We start from the raw sequence: 16,779 nt of genomic DNA, 5'->3' as shown, positions 1-16,779 counted from the left end.
TAAGTGAAATATAGTGAGCCAGTCAATTTATGCGTTAACTATCGTCAAGGGATTATTTACCTGATATAATGATACGAAAGATTTTAGATTATCCTAAAAATGATAAAGGAGATTAAAGAGAGCTAATGGAAATTACAATCCTGCTAATTATACTCATCGCATACTTTGTAATAAAACCGCTTATCATCAACGACCTGAACGTGGAAAAGGCGCGGAAGATGATTGATGAGGGCGCTGTTATTATTGATGTGAGGAGTGAGAATGAATATCAGACATCGCATCTTGATAGTACGGTAAATATCCCTTTACCGGAGCTTAAGGATAAGATTGGCAAGACGGTGGCTGATAAGGGGAAGGTTGTATTGCTTCACTGCCGCAGCGGCAGCCGTTCGTTTGCAGGTAAGAGGATTTTAAAAAGCATGGGTTACGAAAATGTTTTCAACCTCGGTTCATTCAAAAGGGCAAAGAGGATGATAAGCTGAGAACTCTTTTACTTAAGCACTTTCAAGAAACTTCGAAGTCATGAGCCTCTTGCTCAAAAGATATGTGATATGCCTGTCAATAAGTTCTGAAAGCTCTGAAAGAATTTCCTGCTGCGGTTTCAGCCTGCCGAGCGTATTCACCGGCCACTCGATACAGTGAGTGTAGAATATAGAGGTCTTGCCGCTTATCCTGATCGGAGGCTCTTTTGTCAGATTCGGCGCGCATTTATTACATAGGACAGAGCCTGCGTGCGGGAAGAATACCTGCCCTTTATCTCCGCATCTTCCGCAGTTATTGAGCTTTGGAGCATAGCCTGCCATAACAAGCAGCCGTATCTGAATGATAAGATGCAGCATATCTTTAGGTTTTTCACTCGGAGATTTCAAAAACTTCAGAGCGTCAAGAAAGAAAGGGAATGCCTTTCTGCTTGGGATATCAGACGGTGTAAGCGAGATAAGTATCTCAGCCAGTTTAGAGATGTTTATAAAGTCCTGATAGTTTTCCCTGAGGCTGTGGAATGAGTCGATGATATCAGATTGTGTGACCTTGAGCATGGACTGCTCCTTGCCCCAGAGGGATATCCTGGAATAAGTCAGCGGCTCAAGGCTGCTCCCGAACCTGCTTTTGGTCTTTCTTGGACTTTTTGCAAATGTGCTTATGATGCCTTTGGAAGGGGTGAGAAAGGTTACGATTAGGTCGGCTTCGCCGTATTTATGTGTCTTAAGAACTATTCCTTCGGTTTTTGTCAGCACATTATTTAGTTAGTCTGAGAGCTCTTTTTTTAACCGGTTTGGTCACATGATATTCCCGAAGTCTTCAGGCTTCAGGTTCTTCAGCCAGTCTTCAAGTTCGTCGCTGCTCTTGAATTCGATAACGCTTTCATCAACGAATATTGGTGTGTTTGTTCTTGTGGCTACGGCAATCGCGTCACTCGGCCTTGAGTCTATCCGTATCTCATTGCCTCCGCCTTTGTCTATGTATATCCCTGCGTAATAGGTATTGTCAACTATATCGGAGATAACCACTTTTGTGATCTTCATCTGAAGGCCGGAGATGACGTTCTTTATGAGGTCATGTGTAAGAGGCCTGGGGGTAGCGATATTTCCAAGGGAAAGGGCGATGGCATCAGCTTCGGACTTGCCTATCCATATCGGAAGCGTGTCATGGCCGTCTATCTCCTTGAGGATCAATATATACATATTGCTCCTGGGATCAAATAGCAGGCCCTCTATCTTCATCTGCTTGGTCACTTTAGTTTCCCGCATATAACTTCTGACATTTCTGATTCATCACTTATTCAAGCTGCTTGAGTGCGCTCTCTATCCTGTCAAGCCCTTTTTCGATATTTGCCATTGATGTGGCATATGAGAGCCTGATATACCTGTCATCGCCAAAGGCAACACCCGGCACCACAGCGACATTGAACTTTTCAAGAAGATAATCAGAGAGTTCAAGTGAAGAGTTTATGGCATTGCCGTTGAATTTCTTTCCATAATAAGATGACACGTTAGGGAATGCGTAAAACGCGCCGAGAGGCCTTGCGCATGTCACGCCTTTCATATTTTCAAAACGCCCGATCATATACTTTCTTCTCCTGTCAAATTCTGCGAGCATCGTCGGCAGAAAGTCCTGAGGGCCGTTAAGTGCTTCAACAGCCGCCTTCTGCGCGATCGAGGTGGGGTTTGATGTGGACTGGCTCTGTATATTTGTCATCGCTTTGATGACATCTTTATCTCCGGCGGCAAAGCCTATGCGCCATCCTGTCATGGAGTGTGACTTTGACAGGCCGTTCACAACAATGGTCCTCTTCTTTATATCATCCCCAAGCGACGCGATGCTTATATGCTTAAACCCGTCGTAGGTAAGCTTTTCATAGATCTCGTCGGATATGATATAAAAGTCGTGTTTAATTGCCATCTCAGCGATAGCTTCAAGGCTCTTTTTGTCATAAGCCAGGCCGGTAGGGTTTGAAGGACTGTTGAGTATAAGCGCCTTTGTCTTTTTGGTAAGTTTTGCTCCAAGCATTTCCGGGGTTACGATGAAGGAGTCTTTCTCATCTGTCATCACGTGTACAGGAACGGCATCATTCAGTATCGCCTGGTCAGGATATGAGACCCAGTAAGGCGCTGGAATAATTATCTCATCGCCGGGATTGAATAATGCTTCAGCAATATTGTAGAGGCTGTGCTTGGCTCCGCATGAAACTATTATCTCTTCCTTCTTGTAGCTTAGCCCATTGTCTCTGCTGAACTTTTCAATTATCGCTTCCTTAAGCTCATCAATGCCGCCGACCGGAGTGTATTTTGTAAAGCCGTCATTGATGGCCTTGATGGCGGCATCTTTTATGTTTTGAGGCGTATCAAAGTCCGGCTCCCCTGCGCCGAATCCGACGATATCAACACCGGATGCCTTGAGCGCCTTTGCCTTGGCGTCTACGGCAAGTGTGGGAGAGGGCTTGATCAATTGTGCTCTGTTTGAGGGCTTCATCGTTTATCTCCTGTTTTCATGCTTTTAATTATATCTTCCGGTGTCGCAACAGTTGTTCCCACCTCGCCGACTACGGCGCCTGCGGCATGATTGGCATATATAGCTGATTCTTTCAGCTTTAACCCTGCTGCGCGGCAGAGGGTCAGTGTAGCTATAACCGTGTCTCCTGCTCCTGTTACATCAAAGACCTCTTGGGCAAAGGTCGGGATATGCGTAACATTGCCGTTCTTTTCAAAGAGCGTCATCCCTTGATCTCCCTTTGTGATAAGCACCGCATCGCTCTGTAGTTTTTTCATAAGGACATTGCCTGCTTCGAGCAGCGTCTCTTCGTCTTTTATATCGACACCTGATCCGAATGATGCTTCATTGAGGTTCGGCGTGATGATGCTTACTCCCTTGTAATAATTAAAGTGGCCTACCTTTGGATCTGCCGATATGAAGACCTTTGATCTTGTGATCGAGATAATTTCCTGGATAAGATGTTTTGTTATCACTCCCTTGCAATAATCAGAGATGATAATGCCCTTAATATGAGGCAGGCATTCTTTTACATATTCAAGTATGGATGATGTCAATGAACTGCTGATGCCGGACTTGGACTCTCTGTCAAAACGCACTACCTGTTGGTTGTGGGCGATGATCCTCGTCTTTACAGTTGTCGGCCTGTCCTTATCAATGAGTATGCCGTCAGTGTTTATCCCGTTCTTATTTAACTCGCGTGTCAGTATCTTTCCGGTGTCATCATCGCCTATAACGCCTGCGATAAATACCTTGCCTCCAAGAGAGGTGATATTGCGGGCAACATTTGCAGCCCCGCCCAGAGTGAGGTTTTCATTGGATACCTCTACAACAGGTACAGGAGCCTCAGGGGATATCCTCTTGACAGTACCCCAAATGTATTGGTCTACCATCAGGTCGCCGATGATAAGTATGCCGGTATCCTTAAATTTCTTGAATAAACTTTTCATTGCAGTATGTAAAATTTAGCATGTTGGCTCTCTATTTATCAACTTTTGGAGCCGTTATAGCATAAGTTTGAGTATTTATAATATATGGGCAAATTGTCAATCATAATTTTTTTATGCCATAATAAAATCCATGAATTTCTTTAGAAAATATTCCATTTTCTTATTTATTCTTCTTTTTGCATCATCATGCGCTTTTTCTCAAAAGCCTGTGACTATTGTGCAGCCTGAAGCGGCTCCTGTATTCTCCAAGGAAGCCTACTTCTACTATATGCTTGCTGAAGATGCAAAGCTGTCGCATAACTATGAAGAGGCTTTAAAGTTTATGGAGCAGGCATTAAAAGAAGACACTGATTCGGAATATCTGATGACTGAGGCAGGGAGTCTCTACTTCAGCCTTAAGAGGATTGAGGATGCAATAAAGATATCTGAAGAGGCGCTTAAAAAAAATCCCGATTATGAACCTGCGCTTTTGCTGCTTGGCAGCCTTTATTCAAGCAGGAATGATCTTGAGTCTGCTGCCGGGGTCTACAGGAGGATTATAAAGCTGAATCCTGGAAAGACAGCCCCTTACCTTCACCTTGCATACATATATTTAAATAACAAAAACTATCAGGAAGGCGCCAAAATACTCGAAGAGGTTATATCTATCGAGCCCGGCAATGCTACGGCTATGTTCTGGCTTGGGAGCGCCCGTGCAGATATGAAGGATTATAATGGAGCAATTGACATACTCGAAAAGGCGATAGAGATAAGCCCGTCTTTTGAGAGCGCATATATGCTGTTGGGCAGCCTCTATGAATTATCCGGGATGATCGATAAGGCTATGGAGACATATGAGGATGCCATGAAAATGGATCCTTACAGCATGGAGTTGATCAAGAAGCTCACTATGTTATATCTGAAACAGGAGATGTCTGATAAGGCGATATCTTTGTTGGAAGGAGCTGTTGTGTCAAATCCTGATACTGTTGAGATCCATATGATCCTGGCAAGTATATTTATTAATTCCAGGGATTACAAGAGGGCTGCGGAAGAGATTACAATAATCAATTCGATTCAGCCTGATGATGAAAAGACAATATATTCTCTTGCCAATATACTCATTTTAATGGGCAAGGATGATGAAGCTGCTGAACAGTACAAGAAACTGATAGAACTTGCCCCTGAGGATCCTGAGCCTTATATGCATCTGGGTAATCTATATATTAAAAACAAGGATTATAAAAGCGCTGAAGAGATATTTAAGAGAGGCCTGTCTGTAGTGGCCGGAAATGATCAGCTGATTTTTTATCTTGCCATTGTATATGAAAAGACGGGACGTTTTGATGAAATGATCGGGCAGCTTAAAAAGACGATAGAGATTAATCCCAATCATGCCGATGCGCTGAATTATCTGGGCTATACTTATGCGGACAAAGGGATAAACCTTGATGAAGCAGAAGTACTGATCAAGAGAGCGGTAGCGCTTGAGCCTGACAGCGCTTACATAAGAGACAGTCTTGGATGGGTATATTACAAGAAAGGTATGCATGAACAAGCTCTCATAGAGATAAAGGCGGCTGCTGAAACTATGAAAGACGACCCTGTTGTGCTGGAACATCTGGGGGATGTTTATTTGAAACTGAACGATAAGGCCTCCTCACTTAAGGCATGGCAAAGGGCGCTTGAGTTTCAAGATAAGGAAGAAGGCCTCAAAGAGAGGATAGAAAAGAAGATCAAAGGGCTTGAAGGCGCCGGATCTTCAGGCATTCAGTAGTTCGATGTTCACCATTTATGCCCCTGCAAAGATAAATTGGTTTCTGAATGTCATTTGCTGCCGTGATGATGGTTTTCATGAGATACGGAGCGTGGTTCAGAAGATCGCGTTGTATGATAAACTGACTTTTTCATCTTCAAGTGAACTGGCCGTTGCGACTGATTCTGACATCCCCACTGAAGATAATCTTGTTTATAAGGCCGCTCTTCTTCTTAAACAAAGATATAATGTTGACGCAGGAGCGCTTATCAGCCTGGAGAAAAAGATCCCTGTCGGCGCCGGATTAGGCGGGGGCAGCAGTGACGCAGCAGCAGCTCTGGTCGGGTTAAACAAGCTATGGTCCCTTAATCTGTCATTAAGTGAACTATCCGCATCAGCTCAGGATCTTGGTTCGGATGTACCGTTATTTTTGCATGATTCGATCTCCTATCTTGAGGGCAGGGGAGAGAAGGTCGTTTCTTACAAGGCGATTGCTTCGGTTTATCTTTTGATCGTAAAGCCGGATTTTAATGTTTCAACAGCATGGGCTTATAATAATTTTGAGCCTTCAAGGCCTATCAGGGTCAATTCCTGCCGGGATTCCGGGTTGACAAAAAAAGCAGATAAAGACGATAATATCAGGCATTTTATCAGTAAAATCAGCAAGGCTGAAGTATCTGATATTGCAGATTATCTTTTTAATGACCTTGAGACCGTAACTTCCAAACAATATCCTTTGATAGCAGAGATAAAGGATAGGTTGCTGGCACATGGCGCAGCTGCGGCTCTTATGAGCGGAAGCGGGTCTGCTGTCTTCGGGGTCTTTGACTCTCTGGCAAAGGCTGAGGATGTTTCTAGATCCTTTACCGGGTTTTGGACAGCGGCTGTTAAAACAATAACAGACTAAAATTATAATTCAAAATGCAAAGCTCAAGGTAAATGGGTTTATTTTTTTTTGGGGCGTCGTCAAGTTGGTAAGACACAGGATTTTGATTCCTGCATTCGGGGGTTCGAATCCTCCCGCCCCAGCCAACCTTCTATTGCTTTGCAACAGCAGAAGTTGAAGGGTTTTAGTTAAGAGTCAACAAGTGATTAAACTTTTACTTTTTATATGGAGATATGATGCCTGATAGAATTAAATTGTTTTCCGGCAATGCCAACAGGCCTCTTGCTCAGGAGATAGCTGATGTTCTTGGGATTTCGTTAGGCGAGGCGGCTGTCACCACATTCAGTGACGGAGAGATAACGGTTCAGATCAATGAGAATGTTAGAGGCTTTGACGTTTTTGTCGTCCAGCCTACATGTATGCCTGTCAATCATAATATTATGGAGCTGCTTCTGATGATCGACGCGCTGAAGAGGGCTTCGGCAAAGAAGATAACCGCTGTCATCCCTTATTACGGCTACGCGAGACAGGACAGAAAGGCCCAGCCGAGGGTGCCTATCTCAGCAAGGGTGGTAGCTGACCTGCTGACATCGATAGGTGTGGACAGGGTGCTTACGATAGACCTGCACGCGGGGCAGATACAGGGTTTCTTCAGTATCCCGGTTGACCATCTCTATGCTTCACCTGTTCTTTCCAAATACCTGATTGAGAAATACTCCAGCAATACGGTTGTTGTTTCTCCTGATGCTGGCGGTGTTGAACGCGCAAGGTCATTTGCCAAAAGGCTTAACGCCTCACTGGCTATCATTGATAAGCGGCGTGAAAAGGCAAATGTTTCTGAAGTTATGAATGTCATAGGTGATGTGGCAGGAATGAATGCAATTCTTTTTGATGATATGATAGACACAGCCGGAACTATCACACAGGCGGCATTAGCGATAAAGGCAAACGGCGCTAAATGTGTTATTGCGGCTTGCGCGCATGCGGTATTATCCGGCCCCGCCCTGGACAGGATTAATGATTCGGTCCTTGAGGAGGTCGTTGTTACCAATACAATACCTATGGAGTGTAAAGTTGAGAAATGCAGTAAACTGACCGTTCTTTCTGTTGCGCCTTTGCTTGGAGAAGCGATAAAGAGGATACACGAGGAATCGTCGGTCAGTTCACTGTTTCAATAAAAAATATATTAATGAGCGATCAGCATATTAAGCTGCTCATCGTTTAACGGAGGTTCAAAAAAATGGAGAAGATTTTATTAAAGGCAGATGAAAGAACAGAGAAGGGCAAGGGCGCTGCCAGGAGTCTGCGCAGGGCAGGACAGCTGCCGGCGGTTGTATATGGTGCCGGCAAGTCGATCCCGATAAAGCTGAATAGAAAAGAGATGGTCAGTCTTTTAAAAGCAGGGATTGCCGAACACGCTCTTATAACTCTTGAGCTTAACAGGGATAAGGCGAAGTCCACAGAGCATCCCGTGCTCATAAAGGAGTACCAGGTTGACCCGATAGACAGCATCCTGCTGCATGTTGACTTTATTGAGATATCGCTCAAGGATAAGCTCAAGCTATCTGTTGCTATCATTATTACCAGGGAACCCAAGGGTATTAAAGAGGGAGGTATTCTTGAACTGCAGATGAGAGAGGTTGAGATCGAGTGTCTTCCTACCAATATACCGCATGGTATTGAGGTTGACGCGGAGTTTATAGAAATAGGGCATTCTCTCCATGTAAGCGATTTGATCCCTATGGAAGGGATAAAGATAATTTCTGACCCTGGACAAGTTATCCTTGTTGTCAGCTCGCCAAAGATGGAGGCTGCAGCCGCACCTGCTGAAGGAGAGGTTAAAGAGCCTGAAGTGCTGAAAGCCAAAGGCAAGGCAGCAGAGGGAGAATCAAAGGAAACTAAAAAGTAATAATTATTATGTGGCTGGTTGTCGGCCTGGGGAACCCGGGACAGGAGTATGAGGAGACAAGGCACAACATAGGCTTTATGGTTGTAGATGCCTTGGCGGCCGGGTCATCTATAAAATTAAAATACAAGACAGAGGCTTATCTTTATGGAAGAGGCTTTATCGAGGGGAAGGAGACGCTCCTGATAAAGCCTCTTACTTTTATGAACAGAAGCGGCAGGGCTGTAATGGGCGCTCTTGCCAGGTTTGAAGAGATAGATAATGTAATTGTTGTGCATGATGACCTTGACCTTGAGAAAGGTATTGTCAGGATAAAGCAGGACGGATCTTCAGGCGGGCACAAAGGTATCGGGTCTATAATTGATTCATTGGGTTCAAAAGATTTCCTCAGGTTAAGGATAGGAATAGGACGCCCGGCCAGGGTTCCGACAGAAGAGTATGTCCTCAGGCCGTTCCCCAAAAGCGAAGTAAAGATGCTGACTGAGACCATTGATAAAGCTGTAAGCGCTGTTAAGTCGGTGCTTCTTAACGGCGTATCTTCCGCGCAGAACGAATTCCACAAAGATTAATACTTTCTTTAATTGATACCTCCTCTTATAATTGACTACTGAGAACAGGCGTCATACTATTTCATAATACAATGCAAAAACTTAATTACCTTCTTAAAGAGTTCAGGGCGTTAAGGATCAGCCTCAGCCTGAAATTTATCATCGCCACAGCGGCGGCTTTGGTCATGGCCATGGGCGTATCCCTGTATTTAATATCCAAAGAGCATGAAGCGCTTGTGTATAAACAGCTTGATGTGCAGGCAAAAGTGTTATTCACCCAGATCGTTATAACAAGAAAATGGATCGCCAGCCACGGTGGTGTTTTTGTAGCGGCACCGTCTAAAGGCCTCAGCCCTTTTCTTTCAGAACCTGAGATAACAGATATCAAGGGCAGAAAATATGTCAAGAAGAGTCCTGCGATGGTCACCAAAGAACTATCAGAATACGCCAAGGAAGAAGGCACTTACTGGTTCAATATAACCAGCCTGAAACTCATAAACCCTGAGAATGCCCCAGATGATTTCGAGAAGGCGGCGCTTCAGGATTTTGAAGAGCGCGGTTATAAGGAAGCTTTCAAAGTGGAAAAGATAGGCCCGTCATATTTTTACAGATATATCGCACCGCTTTATATTAGTGAGGAGTGCCTGAAATGCCACAGCCATCAGGGTTACAAGGCCGGGGATGTGAGAGGTGCTATAAGCATAGCCTTGCCTATGGATCATGCTATATCCATGATCACCCTGGAGAGGAGAGGTATGATAGCATCCAGTATCGCGACTATCGGGATATTAATGCTGGTGCTCTACATAATGATGAAGGAACTGGTGCTGAGGCCTGTGAATGAACTGAACAGATCCATGAGGGAGTTCTCAAGCGGAAGAAGCCCGGAAACATCTGTTATCAGGACAGGGGACGAGCTGGAGGTGCTGAGCAGGTCTTTTGTTGAGATGTCCCGGTCGCTATCTGAATATCATTCAGGCCTTGAGGAGAAGGTAAGGGTAGCCACAAAAAGCCTTGAGCAGGCAAACGCCAGGCTGACGGAGCTGAACAAAAAGAAATCCGACTTTATAGCAGAGGTGTCGCATGAACTGAGAACGCCCTTAACGTCTATAAAAGGTGCTATGGATTATCTGTCATCAAAACTGTCTATGAGTTCAATGCCGGATGCTGATCTTGACGACATAACGGATTTCTTTGATGTAATAAGAAATAATGCGGATAGGCTCATAAGGATGGTAAATGACACCCTTGACCTTGAGCGTATTGAATCAGGGGTTATTGAGATGCATTTCAGTGATGTCAGTTTAGGGTTACTTATAAAGGATGTCATTACAGGTTTCCATGCGATAGCCGGCAAGAAAGGGGTTGCCTTTAAAGTGGCCGCGCCACCGGATGTTGTGATCACTGCTGATGAGGACATGATAAGACAGGTCTTTATCAACCTTATCTCAAATGCCTTAAGTGTAAGCCCTGAAAACTCCGGGATTGAGATCACTGTTTCCGGGACTGATGAGCCGGTTACTATTTATATAAAGGATAACGGGAGAGGAATAGCTGAAGATGAAAAAGAGAGGATATTTGATAAATATTATACTAAGAGAGGAAAAGGCGGGACAGGGCTTGGCCTTGCCATATGTAAGGGTATAATAGAAGCTCATAAAGGGAAGATAGGCGTGTTCAATAATGAAGATACCGCAGGGAGTACATTTTATTTCAGTATCCCGCACAGAAGGGAGCGTGATTGATGGCTGACAGGATACTTGCGGTTGATGATGACGCGGATATACTGAAGGTGCTTAAAGCTAACCTTCAGCTTCATGGTTATGAAGTTGATACCGCTGATACGTGGGCAAAGGCGCGTGATATATTATCAGCGGTTCAGCCTGACCTCATGATACTTGATGTCATGCTTCCTGACGGTGACGGGGTTGAGATATGCCGTCAGTTGAGAAAGGAATCGCCGAAGATCCCCATAATTATGCTTACGGCGAGAGACAAGGTCTCTGATAAGGTCATGGGACTTGAAAGCGGCGCGGATGATTATATGGTCAAGCCGTTTGAGACGCTTGAACTTCTGGCAAGGATCAAGGCCTGCCTGAGAAGGGCTGCGCCCCCTTCAGAAGAGCAGGTTGTCATAGGTGGACTTAAGGTTGACTTCAGAAAGCAGATCGTTACTATTGCAGGCGAAAAGATCGAACTTACACCAAAGGAATACAAGCTGCTCTGTTTTTTCATAAACCATCGCGGCGAGGTGCTGAGCCGTGAGACATTGAGAAAAAGCGTCTGGAAAGATACGCAGATATACTCATGGAGCAGGGTGATAGACGTTCATATCCAGCACTTAAGGCAGAAGATAGAGAAAGACCTGTCAAATCCCGAATTTATCATCACAGTCCTCGGAGCAGGTTACAGGTTCATGGATTAATCCTTCCTAAATTTATATTTTTCAATGCGTTGCCTCTGCAGTTCTCAGCCCATCTGTTACTTTCAGCAGTGAGAAAACTAATCAAACCAGTACTGTTTCATAAAGGGCCAAATGAGTCTTGACATTAAGAAAATGTATGAGATGATGTTTCTATAGGCCAATCAGTTGTAAAAAAAATTAACAATTTCTTTACATGGATTAACATCATATTTACAGATAATCATATTAAAATGAGATCAAGAGAAATGATTCAGAAGAATGGGATAGAGGAGGTTAAGTTATGTGAAAGAAATGTACATATATTTCAAGAAGAACTTTTCATTTAAAAGAAAGGAGGAACGAGGTATGAGTAAAAAGATATATTTAATGCTTACAGCAGTTTTAGTGCTTGTCATGACGATCGGCATCTATTATGCAAACGTTGACGCCCAATATGAAACGCCTGCCGGAAAGACAGCGCAAAAAGAAAAGAATGTAAAAGTCGAGACATGCTATGAATGCCATGACCAGATCAAGGAACTTCACACAATGGGCATGCATGCGAAGGTGAATTGCGCAAACTGTCACAAGGGGCTTGAGAAACATCTGAAGGCTGAGGTTCAGACGCCTGACACAAGGCCGGTCACAGACACATCGTGGGAAGCATGCGGACAGTGCCATAAAGAACAATATGACTCTTTCATGAAGACAGCGTACCACAGGCCTGCTCGTGACGAGAAATCACAGCTTACGAACAGGTCGCCGAATCCGTTTTGGGACAAGCTCATGATGGGGCACGGCTTTACAAAGGAGCATAATCTCACAAGGAGCCACAACAAGATGCTCATCGACCATCTCGTTGTTGACAGGTCTTATGGAGGAAGGTTCCAGGGGAAGAACGGATGGGAGTATATTCTTGAAAGCGGCAGGGTATGGGATGTTCTGGAAGACAAATATCCCGATGTCGCCGATCACAAAGCCTTTATTCCTCAAAGCGCACCGGCGGCAAATTCCGTGTGCCTGCAGTGCAAATCGCAGGATCAGATACTCAAATGGGCGTATATGGGAGACCCTGTTGACGGCGCGGAATGGTCAAGGACTTCCAAGGTCATTGAGGTTGCAAAAGACCTGCAGCACGGGCTTAACTGTTTCTACTGCCATGACCCTCATGCGGCAAAACCGAGGATCGTCAGAGACGGCCTGATCGATGCCCTGACCAAGCCGGACGGAGATACGCTCTGGCACAAGGATCCCAACAGGACAGGGATAAAGGTCATTGACATGGGACTCAGGGGTTTCACAAGAAAGATCGCCATGCTTGATAAATATGACACAAGGCTGCAGTGCGGGCAGTGCCATGTTGAGTATAACTGCAATCCGGGATATGATCCAAAGAATTCCGATATATCAAAACCTTCCGTTACAATGGCTGACAGGAGGACAAACCACTTCCCGTACAAGGATGTATTTGGCCTCTATGATCATTACGTGAACAAAGTAAGTTTCCTCGATTTTAAACATGCCCTGACAGGAGGACTGCTCTGGAAGGCGCAGCATCCTGAGGCAGAGTCGTACTACAATTCAAAACATGCTAAGGCCGGCGCGGGCTGCGACAGCTGCCATATGCCGAAGATGAAGGACAAGAAGACAGGCAAGGAATATACGTCACATTTTGCGGTGACGCCGAGTATTCAGATTAAGGAGGCATGCCTCAAGTGCCACCCGAAATGGACTGAAGAGCAGGCGAAATACACCATTGACTCTATTAAGGCTCATATTAGAGGAAAGATGAGAAAGGCGGAGTTCTGGTTATCCAACCTGATTGACAAGATCGTTGAAGGAAAGAAGGCCGGGCTTGATGCTGAAATTATCAAACAGGCACAGGATCAGCATCTGAGGGCACATATACTCTGGGAATATTGGACGGCTGAGAATTCCGACGGTTTCCATAATCCTGAAATGGCAAGAGAAGCACTGACAAAATCTGTTGATGAATCACAGAAAGGCATCAAGATAATTAACGATGCTATTGCAGCAATGGCACCACCGGCAAAATAAGGTTGCTGCAATAAAATCGAAAAGTTGTGAGAGTGTAATTTGCTGGATTAGCAGAAGATGGCGGGGCGATTGCCCCGCCATCTTTTTATTTAACGTATTGCTGTAACAATCTATTTCTGCTTGAGTATATCTCTTATCTCAGAGAGAAGGATTTCCTCATTTGACGGAGGCGGAGGAGATGCAGGAGCGGCAGCTTCTTCTTTTTTCAGGTTATTTAAACTCTTGATCAGAAGGAATACGGCAAATGCTACGATAAGAAAGCTGATTATGGAGTTTATGAATACCCCATAGTTAAGCGTTACTGCTCCTGCTGCCTGGGCATCGGTGATAGAAGCAAAGGGCCCTGGCATTGTTCCCGGCTTTAAAACTAAAAAGAGGTTTGAAAAATCAACCCCGCCGAGCAGAAGTCCGATTGGCGGCATAATGACATCTGAAACAAGAGACTTGACGATTGTGCCGAACGCCCCTCCTATGATTATACCGACAGCCATATCCACCACATTGCCCCTCATTGCAAATTCCTTAAATTCCTTGATCATGTGTTGCCTCCTTTAATGGAACTTTAAAGACAGCCTTCTTCACCATCCCTAATAACTCTCCATATTTAACCTTGGGCATATGCGCGTCGTCTGGATAAAACACCATGAAACTTCCCGCTCTGAAAGTAAGCATATCTGCTTCTCCATTTAATTTCTGCAGATCTTTCTCTTCGTCATATGGTGATGACTCATCACATTCAGACTTGCGGCAGACGCCCATGCCTTCAACACCATCAATCATAATCTGGACATCTATGTATTTCCTATGGCATTCAATAAAGCAATCTGGGGCATCTTTTGTTTGGTAGGATTCAATTGTTACATAAGATCCCTGATGATTAATTTCATATCTTCCATCAGGACGATCCGAAATCGGTTCAGCATCCAGGAATTTTATTATATCGATGAAATGGTTGTGAACACACTGGTATTTATTAAAATTATGTATATTGTCGTATATCATAATTCAGCGTTTCTAAACTACAACTACTGAATCATCACAGCCATGGGGATTTGGTATATATTTGTCCGCATTCCAGTCATTCTCCCATCGGCTATTGTTGATCAAATACCTGAATCTGTATTCTTTATTACATGCCAATGAGAGAGTTATTGTAAAATCCCCGTTCTTTAGTTGTTTCATGGGTGATATATGTTTATCCCAGTTATTGAAATCTCCGACGATTGAGGCTGTTTGGGCTTCCTGCGCCGCATCTTTCGGCAGCCTGAATGTAACCCTGCATTCTGACTTGGACTTCAGATACTGTTTTTTAATGCCGCCGGTTGAGGGTTCTTTCAAAGGCTTAACCTGTTTCTTCTTCTTTATGATCAATTTAACAGCTGAATTGTCTTTGTTTTTTGCTTTCATTTTGAAGTGTCTCCTATTGTTTATAATAAAATTATATCTGAACCGCCTAATTTATATAAAAAAACAGGCTAATTAAGTAGTTGAGCAAAGATTATATAACAATGTATATCAAAAACCGTTCTCTGTCAATATTGCAGAGCTTATTTATCATAGTTGCAGCTTGTATCCCTATAGCTTTTTTATAAGAATATGACTTAAACTATAGATATATGGTTATCTTAATTCTATTTTTGTCCATAATTCTTGTCCCTTCATTCGCACACGCATGGGGGCCGCTTACGCACCTGTATCTGGGGCATCAGGTTCTTGACGCTGGTGCTGCCATTATACCTGCCGGGGTCTATTCCATCATAAAAAGATACGCAAAGGATTTTCTATATGGAAACCTGAGTGCTGATGTCATTGTCGGCAGGAAATATCAGGAAGAGGACAAGAACACACACAGCTGGGATATAGGGTGGAGGCTGCTTGAGGAGTCAGAAACAGACAGGCAGAAGGCCTTTGCTTACGGCTATCTCTCACATCTTTCTGCAGACACCTTTGTTCACAATTTGGAAAGGTCCAGGATCCCATTCAGCCACTCAATAATTGAAATAAAGGCGGAGAGCCTGGTAGATAAGAAGTACAGGAGAAAATTAAAGCACCTTGATGAGGGCATTCAGAAGATGCATGACCCTGTTCTCGAGGAGATGCTTGAAAGGGTATTGTTCTCATTCAAGACCAACAAAAAGATATTCAAGGGTTTTCTTTTTATTTCGAGATTCCCAAATTGCAAACATGTGTCAAAGTTTATTAACAATCGTTTCCCTAATGAGATACCCGTTGCTGACATCTATAAATTCAAAGAGGACTCGCTTAATAATATATTTGAGGTGTTAACCAATGGCGAGGATTCGCATGTCCTTAAAGATCATCCGCTCGGAAGGCATCTGAAAAGGGCATCTTAGTCAGCTTATGGATGATAAAGAGATTAAATCGGTTCTTGAGTCGCTTCTGTTTATAGCAGGTGAGCCCCTTACGATTGAAACCCTCAAAAAGATTCTTGATATAAACAAAGAAGAGATTGAAGGGGTTGTCAGAGAGCTTATCAGTGAATATTCTTTAAGAAACTCCGGCCTCCTTATTGTTGAGGTGGCTGAAGGCGTCCAGATGGTGACGAATCCTGCTTCAGCTCCCTGGGTCAAAAAACTTATCGCCACTGCCATACCGACAAAACTCTCGCAGCAGTCGCTGGAAACGCTTTCCATAATCGCATATAAGCAACCCATCATAAAGTCTGAGATAGAGGCTGTCAGAGGAGTGAATTCCGATGGTGTGATAAAGACCCTTCTTGAGAGGAGGCTTGTCAAGATACTCGGCAGAAAAGAGGTGCCTGGCAGGCCCCTCATGTATGCTACCACCAAAGAGTTCCTCCAGTATTTCGGTCTTAAGGATCTGTCTGAACTTCCTATGCTCAAGGATTTTGAGGATACAGAGGGATTGATGCTGCCTTTCCACGAAGACCCGGATGAAGGTTCAGGTTTTTCACACGAAAGCGAGGAAGGCATTGAGGCTGATGAGTCAGAATCTATGCCAGTTGCTTCAGATGATGAAGGTGAAAAGGTAACTGTAGAGGCGCAGGCCGAATCCGAACCATCTGAATCTTTTGAATAGGCTGTTGCTTATTTTGAATCTGAATCGTTTTCCTGATCTTCAGACGGGGCTTCCTTTATAGATATATCCCTGCTGAAATCAGCACACCTGAAATCTTTCCCGCTGATGGAAAACTTTTTATTGCAGTCCGCCCTCCATGCGCATACAGCGCATATATCCACTTTATTGCTCAATTGATCCTCCTGAAGTCTGATTGTTCTATTATAAAGATTTTGCCTGTTATATGGAAGATAATATCCGATCA

19 protein-coding genes and 1 tRNA gene are annotated in these 16,779 nt (G+C 44.1%); 12 read left to right on the top strand and 8 right to left on the bottom strand.

Translation table 11 applies throughout. The features are described from left to right. Positions 1-125: 125 nt before the first annotated feature. Complete coding sequence (locus tag Q7U10_02080) at positions 126-482, top strand: rhodanese-like domain-containing protein (GenBank protein MDO8281408.1); 357 nt, start codon at positions 126-128, stop codon at positions 480-482. Positions 483-494: 12 nt separating this feature from the next. On the opposite strand, the gene recO is transcribed toward Q7U10_02080, so the two are convergent. Genes recO through rfaE1 form a run of 4 tightly spaced genes read right to left on the bottom strand, consistent with a single transcriptional unit; the run spans position 495 to position 3,938 of the window. Beyond that, positions 495-1,235, bottom strand: coding sequence for a DNA repair protein RecO (recO, locus tag Q7U10_02075; GenBank protein ID MDO8281407.1), 741 nt, complete (start codon positions 1,233-1,235; stop codon positions 495-497). A 42-nt stretch (positions 1,236-1,277) separates the two neighbouring features. Then, a complete protein-coding gene (locus Q7U10_02070) occupies positions 1,278-1,748 on the bottom strand; it encodes a bifunctional nuclease family protein (GenBank protein MDO8281406.1) in 471 nt (156 codons plus the stop codon). A gap of 28 nt (positions 1,749-1,776) precedes the next feature. Next, the gene (locus tag Q7U10_02065) at positions 1,777-2,970 is read right to left on the bottom strand and encodes a pyridoxal phosphate-dependent aminotransferase (protein ID MDO8281405.1); all 1,194 of its coding nucleotides are present in this window, start codon (positions 2,968-2,970) and stop codon (positions 1,777-1,779) included. Continuing rightward, positions 2,967-3,938 carry a D-glycero-beta-D-manno-heptose-7-phosphate kinase gene (gene rfaE1 / locus Q7U10_02060; GenBank protein ID MDO8281404.1) on the bottom strand — a complete coding sequence of 324 codons (972 nt, stop codon included), beginning with the start codon at positions 3,936-3,938 and terminating at the stop codon, positions 2,967-2,969. Before rfaE1 ends, Q7U10_02065 begins: the two co-directional genes overlap by 4 nt. A 130-nt stretch (positions 3,939-4,068) precedes the next feature. Between rfaE1 and Q7U10_02055 the strand changes: the two genes are divergently transcribed. The 9 genes from Q7U10_02055 (at position 4,069) to Q7U10_02015 (ending at position 13,475) form a co-directional block, all read left to right on the top strand. Then, positions 4,069-5,694, top strand: coding sequence for a tetratricopeptide repeat protein (locus tag Q7U10_02055; GenBank protein ID MDO8281403.1), 1,626 nt, complete (start codon positions 4,069-4,071; stop codon positions 5,692-5,694). Beyond that, positions 5,663-6,580 carry a 4-(cytidine 5'-diphospho)-2-C-methyl-D-erythritol kinase gene (gene ispE, locus Q7U10_02050; GenBank protein MDO8281402.1) on the top strand — a complete coding sequence of 306 codons (918 nt, stop codon included), beginning with the start codon at positions 5,663-5,665 and terminating at the stop codon, positions 6,578-6,580. The genes Q7U10_02055 and ispE overlap by 32 nt, the downstream gene beginning before the upstream one ends. A 49-nt stretch (positions 6,581-6,629) precedes the next feature. Continuing rightward, positions 6,630-6,705 (top strand) — tRNA-Gln (locus Q7U10_02045). A 90-nt stretch (positions 6,706-6,795) separates the two neighbouring features. Next, positions 6,796-7,737, top strand: a complete 942-nt coding sequence (locus tag Q7U10_02040) for a ribose-phosphate pyrophosphokinase (protein ID MDO8281401.1) — start codon at positions 6,796-6,798, stop codon at positions 7,735-7,737. Positions 7,738-7,799: 62 nt separating this feature from the next. Then, complete coding sequence (locus Q7U10_02035; GenBank protein ID MDO8281400.1) at positions 7,800-8,468, top strand: 50S ribosomal protein L25; 669 nt, start codon at positions 7,800-7,802, stop codon at positions 8,466-8,468. A gap of 8 nt (positions 8,469-8,476) precedes the next feature. Beyond that, the gene (gene pth / locus Q7U10_02030) at positions 8,477-9,034 is read left to right on the top strand and encodes an aminoacyl-tRNA hydrolase (GenBank protein ID MDO8281399.1); all 558 of its coding nucleotides are present in this window, start codon (positions 8,477-8,479) and stop codon (positions 9,032-9,034) included. A gap of 71 nt (positions 9,035-9,105) precedes the next feature. Beyond that, positions 9,106-10,758, top strand: coding sequence for a DUF3365 domain-containing protein (locus Q7U10_02025; protein ID MDO8281398.1), 1,653 nt, complete (start codon positions 9,106-9,108; stop codon positions 10,756-10,758). Next, a complete protein-coding gene (locus Q7U10_02020) occupies positions 10,758-11,438 on the top strand; it encodes a response regulator transcription factor (protein MDO8281397.1) in 681 nt (226 codons plus the stop codon). Before Q7U10_02025 ends, Q7U10_02020 begins: the two co-directional genes overlap by 1 nt. 345 nt (positions 11,439-11,783) lie before the next feature. Continuing rightward, entirely contained in the window at positions 11,784-13,475 is a 1,692-nt protein-coding gene (locus Q7U10_02015; protein MDO8281396.1) for an ammonia-forming cytochrome c nitrite reductase subunit c552, read from the top strand. 110 nt (positions 13,476-13,585) lie between these two features. Here the strand turns inward: Q7U10_02015 and mscL are convergent, their stop codons facing one another. Genes mscL through Q7U10_02000 form a run of 3 tightly spaced genes read right to left on the bottom strand, consistent with a single transcriptional unit; the run spans position 13,586 to position 14,789 of the window. After that, positions 13,586-14,014, bottom strand: coding sequence for a large-conductance mechanosensitive channel protein MscL (gene mscL, locus Q7U10_02010; GenBank protein ID MDO8281395.1), 429 nt, complete (start codon positions 14,012-14,014; stop codon positions 13,586-13,588). Then, complete coding sequence (locus Q7U10_02005) at positions 13,998-14,477, bottom strand: YhcH/YjgK/YiaL family protein (GenBank protein MDO8281394.1); 480 nt, start codon at positions 14,475-14,477, stop codon at positions 13,998-14,000. Before Q7U10_02005 ends, mscL begins: the two co-directional genes overlap by 17 nt. Before the next feature lie 12 nt (positions 14,478-14,489). Further along, positions 14,490-14,789, bottom strand: coding sequence for an isoamylase early set domain-containing protein (locus Q7U10_02000; protein ID MDO8281393.1), 300 nt, complete (start codon positions 14,787-14,789; stop codon positions 14,490-14,492). Between the two features lie 323 nt (positions 14,790-15,112). On the opposite strand from Q7U10_02000, the gene Q7U10_01995 reads away from it, so the two are divergent. Then, positions 15,113-15,829, top strand: a complete 717-nt coding sequence (locus tag Q7U10_01995; protein ID MDO8281392.1) for a zinc dependent phospholipase C family protein — start codon at positions 15,113-15,115, stop codon at positions 15,827-15,829. A gap of 7 nt (positions 15,830-15,836) precedes the next feature. Further along, positions 15,837-16,535: an SMC-Scp complex subunit ScpB gene (gene scpB, locus Q7U10_01990; protein MDO8281391.1), complete on the top strand. Its 699-nt coding sequence runs from the start codon at positions 15,837-15,839 to the stop codon at positions 16,533-16,535. 8 nt (positions 16,536-16,543) lie between these two features. Here the strand turns inward: scpB and Q7U10_01985 are convergent, their stop codons facing one another. After that, on the bottom strand, positions 16,544-16,708 hold the full coding sequence (locus tag Q7U10_01985; GenBank protein ID MDO8281390.1) for a hypothetical protein: 165 nt from the start codon (positions 16,706-16,708) through the stop codon (positions 16,544-16,546). Positions 16,709-16,779 lie beyond the last annotated feature (71 nt).

The organism is Thermodesulfovibrionia bacterium, assembly GCA_030646035.1.
Taxonomy (GTDB): Bacteria; Nitrospirota; Thermodesulfovibrionia; order UBA6902; family UBA6902; genus JACQZG01.
This window is presented reverse-complemented; position numbering and strand designations above follow the sequence as displayed.

Excerpts from the sequence above, each read along its gene's own strand:
- Q7U10_02015 (MDO8281396.1), top strand. The coding sequence starts at position 11,784 with ATGAGTAAAAAGATATATTTAATGCTTACAGCAGTTTTAGTGCTTGTC.
- Q7U10_02040 (MDO8281401.1), top strand. The coding sequence starts at position 6,796 with ATGCCTGATAGAATTAAATTGTTTTCCGGCAATGCCAACAGGCCTCTT.
- mscL (MDO8281395.1), bottom strand. The coding sequence starts at position 14,014 with ATGATCAAGGAATTTAAGGAATTTGCAATGAGGGGCAATGTGGTGGAT.
- Q7U10_02020 (MDO8281397.1), top strand. The coding sequence starts at position 10,758 with ATGGCTGACAGGATACTTGCGGTTGATGATGACGCGGATATACTGAAG.
- Q7U10_02035 (MDO8281400.1), top strand. The coding sequence starts at position 7,800 with ATGGAGAAGATTTTATTAAAGGCAGATGAAAGAACAGAGAAGGGCAAG.
- pth (MDO8281399.1), top strand. The coding sequence starts at position 8,477 with ATGTGGCTGGTTGTCGGCCTGGGGAACCCGGGACAGGAGTATGAGGAG.
- rfaE1 (MDO8281404.1), bottom strand. The coding sequence starts at position 3,938 with ATGAAAAGTTTATTCAAGAAATTTAAGGATACCGGCATACTTATCATC.
- Q7U10_02055 (MDO8281403.1), top strand. The coding sequence starts at position 4,069 with ATGAATTTCTTTAGAAAATATTCCATTTTCTTATTTATTCTTCTTTTT.
- Q7U10_02005 (MDO8281394.1), bottom strand. The coding sequence starts at position 14,477 with ATGATATACGACAATATACATAATTTTAATAAATACCAGTGTGTTCAC.
- scpB (MDO8281391.1), top strand. The coding sequence starts at position 15,837 with ATGGATGATAAAGAGATTAAATCGGTTCTTGAGTCGCTTCTGTTTATA.
- Q7U10_02070 (MDO8281406.1), bottom strand. The coding sequence starts at position 1,748 with ATGCGGGAAACTAAAGTGACCAAGCAGATGAAGATAGAGGGCCTGCTA.
- Q7U10_02080 (MDO8281408.1), top strand. The coding sequence starts at position 126 with ATGGAAATTACAATCCTGCTAATTATACTCATCGCATACTTTGTAATA.
- Q7U10_02025 (MDO8281398.1), top strand. The coding sequence starts at position 9,106 with ATGCAAAAACTTAATTACCTTCTTAAAGAGTTCAGGGCGTTAAGGATC.
- Q7U10_02065 (MDO8281405.1), bottom strand. The coding sequence starts at position 2,970 with ATGAAGCCCTCAAACAGAGCACAATTGATCAAGCCCTCTCCCACACTT.